This window comes from Bartonella sp. ML70XJBT (assembly GCF_028618425.1).
In the GTDB taxonomy this organism is placed as follows: Bacteria; Pseudomonadota; Alphaproteobacteria; order Rhizobiales; family Rhizobiaceae; genus Bartonella.
The window spans coordinates 1-2,324 of sequence record NZ_JAQISX010000068.1 but is presented as its reverse complement, the minus strand read 5'-3'; the positions used below and the strand labels follow the sequence as shown (position 1 = coordinate 2,324).

The following is a 2,324-nucleotide window of genomic DNA, read 5'->3' as shown; positions in this document are numbered from 1 at the left end:
TAGAGCAAGCAAAACAGCAACGTTATAACGACGTCGCATAAATGAAAACCTTGTCACGTAAGGACGGACAAGGCTTCCCATTTTCACTCAAAGAATGAATAGCAAAATCCGTCCTATGGTGCAATATATCATAGGATAAAAAATATGTTTTCTTATATAAATGCTCGGGGCATCACCAATGCCTTGCGTGGGGTTTGGTATGGGCGTTATGGAAGTGCCCGTTGTCCAGCCCATGATGATCAATTGCCTAGCTTATCCATTGAATAAATTAGCGTATCTTATAAACTATGCTAATTAGCGGCTTTAAGATTTTCTAAAATATTAAAAGAAAAATCCGCTATGTGAGAAAACTTAAGTGTCAATAACAATTCCCCTGCTTTTTTCTTTCGATTAAAGTATCAAGCTATGCTTGTACCACTCTTTTCTTCTATTGATAGTTTCTCTTTCAATATGGAGTGGAATAAAACCATTTTTGTTAGCATATTCTAACAATCCCAAGTTTTTGATTGTCTGTATCTTGTTATACGAGAAACACGTAAACAAACGTAAAATTTTGTCATGTTCAATAAAAAATGATTAAAGATAAAAGTAGATATCTTATTTTCATTTCAAACAACAAATTGAAAAATTCATAGGAAATTTGATTGATCATATTTAACCATTAGATTAATATTTCAAGACAGATTACAGAAAGGAATTTCCTATGCAAAAGAAATTACCCAAAAGTTATATGACGGATGCTGAACGTGAAGAATTACGAGCAGCTGGTCTCCCTCAAAACAGTATCTATATGGTTGAAGCAGAAGCAGCTTCCAAGGCGAATGATAACAAAACAACGTGGGAGTGGTTAGCAATGGCTGAATATCCAGCACATGCACTTCTACATCTTAGACATCAACGTGGAGCACAGTTTATTCGTGATATGGGGTTTTTTACAAAGAATGCTGATGAGGAATATGGTCCAGACTGGTTAGATAAAGGGGTTGTAATAGGAGGTCATCATTTCTGATAAATTAGAAAAGCTTTTTTTACAACAAAGTGTAACTAGTACAAGATCTTGAAAAGACATTGGTATCTCAAAAATTACATAATGTACGAAGTAATTTGTGTGATTATATTCGTAATGTTGGTAAAAATAGTGATTTACCATTGCTTATTGATACGGAAAGTGACTTTATAAAGGATGATTTGCTTCGGTATGCTAATAGTAAAGCTATGGTCAGTAGTCTTGAAACAGCATTAATTGAAATAGGTGTTGTTAAGGATCACATAAAACTGGTTTCCAATCCTGAGAAATATGATGCGATAAATAGGGGACATAGTCTATCAAAGCACCGAAAAGGCGGATTACCTTATGATGAAGCTCGGAAAGCAATGGCATCTCATTATACACGACTAGGAAATCTGGACAAAGCACGTTTAACAGACATTGAAAAATCGATTATTGATGTGCGAAGAGAAAATATCAAGGCAATGCAAAAACTCTACGAAAAGATGCAAGCCAAAGCTATTGGTATAGATTTCTAACTCAATAACGTATTCATAACAAAGCTTTTTACATTAATTTATTCACACATCTTTAAAAGTAATAGCTAAATGAAAATATCCCTGCTGGATGTTAATCGTCCTAATTTCTTTCTCTATCCAATCAAAAAACTTCATTTTTCATTTTCTTAGTTCTGTTTGTATTCTTCATAGCAATATTTAGCTAGGTCTAAAGTCATCTTTGTATATGTCAAATTCGTATTCGAAATATAATTATGGATCTCTTAAATTAATTGAAAATATATTCATTATTGTTTGAAATACATTTTCATCACTAACAGAAAAATTAAAAAGTTTTCTTCATTATGAAAATCTAAAATGGTTAGTGTTATTTTTTTGTTTTTTCCTTTAATAGGAAGCTATAAAGAGAGATTCTCACTCAGAAAGCTTACAATCGCATGTTTTGAAAATGCCAAAGACCATAGCAAGCCTTGCGTTGATTTTTGAATTGAGTGAAGGCGGGCGTTTTGAAATCAATAGAGATGCCCTTGAGAGAGCTTTGTGTTGGGAAAAATATCTGATAAGTCACGCAAGACGTCTTTATGAGGCGGCGGATAACTTAGCAACAGAGCGTGCAAAATTGATTGTCGAACGTTGTGATCATTTACCCGATGTTTTTACGGCAAGAGATATCTATAGACGGTGTTGGAGTTCTTTAAAAGATAATCAAGCCGTTAAGCAAGCTTTAGAGCTCTTATGCCGTTGTAACTATATTCGTGAATTTCCTATAGAGGGGAATGAATTAGGTTGGCGTCCGGATAAACGCTATGAGTGGCATC

General features: G+C 34.0%; 3 protein-coding genes and 1 pseudogene. All 4 read left to right on the top strand.

What is annotated here, in order from left to right:
- Window positions 1–144 precede the first annotated feature (144 nt).
- Window positions 145–267: a hypothetical protein gene (locus PVV65_RS09515; protein WP_273789995.1), complete on the top strand. Its 123-nt coding sequence runs from the start codon at window positions 145–147 to the stop codon at window positions 265–267.
- 436 nt (window positions 268–703) lie between these two features.
- Entirely contained in the window at window positions 704–1,009 is a 306-nt protein-coding gene (locus PVV65_RS09510; RefSeq protein WP_273789994.1) for a hypothetical protein, read from the top strand.
- 95 nt (window positions 1,010–1,104) lie between these two features.
- Window positions 1,105–1,527, top strand: a complete 423-nt coding sequence (locus tag PVV65_RS09505) for a hypothetical protein (RefSeq protein ID WP_273789993.1) — start codon at window positions 1,105–1,107, stop codon at window positions 1,525–1,527.
- 382 nt (window positions 1,528–1,909) lie between these two features.
- Window positions 1,910–2,324: pseudogene (locus PVV65_RS09500) on the top strand (DUF3987 domain-containing protein); the annotation flags it as partial.

What these genes read in the sequence shown, in the direction of transcription:
- PVV65_RS09515 (WP_273789995.1), top strand. Translation starts at nt 145, where the DNA reads ATGTTTTCTTATATAAATGCTCGGGGCATCACCAATGCCTTGCGTGGG.
- PVV65_RS09510 (WP_273789994.1), top strand. Translation starts at nt 704, where the DNA reads ATGCAAAAGAAATTACCCAAAAGTTATATGACGGATGCTGAACGTGAA.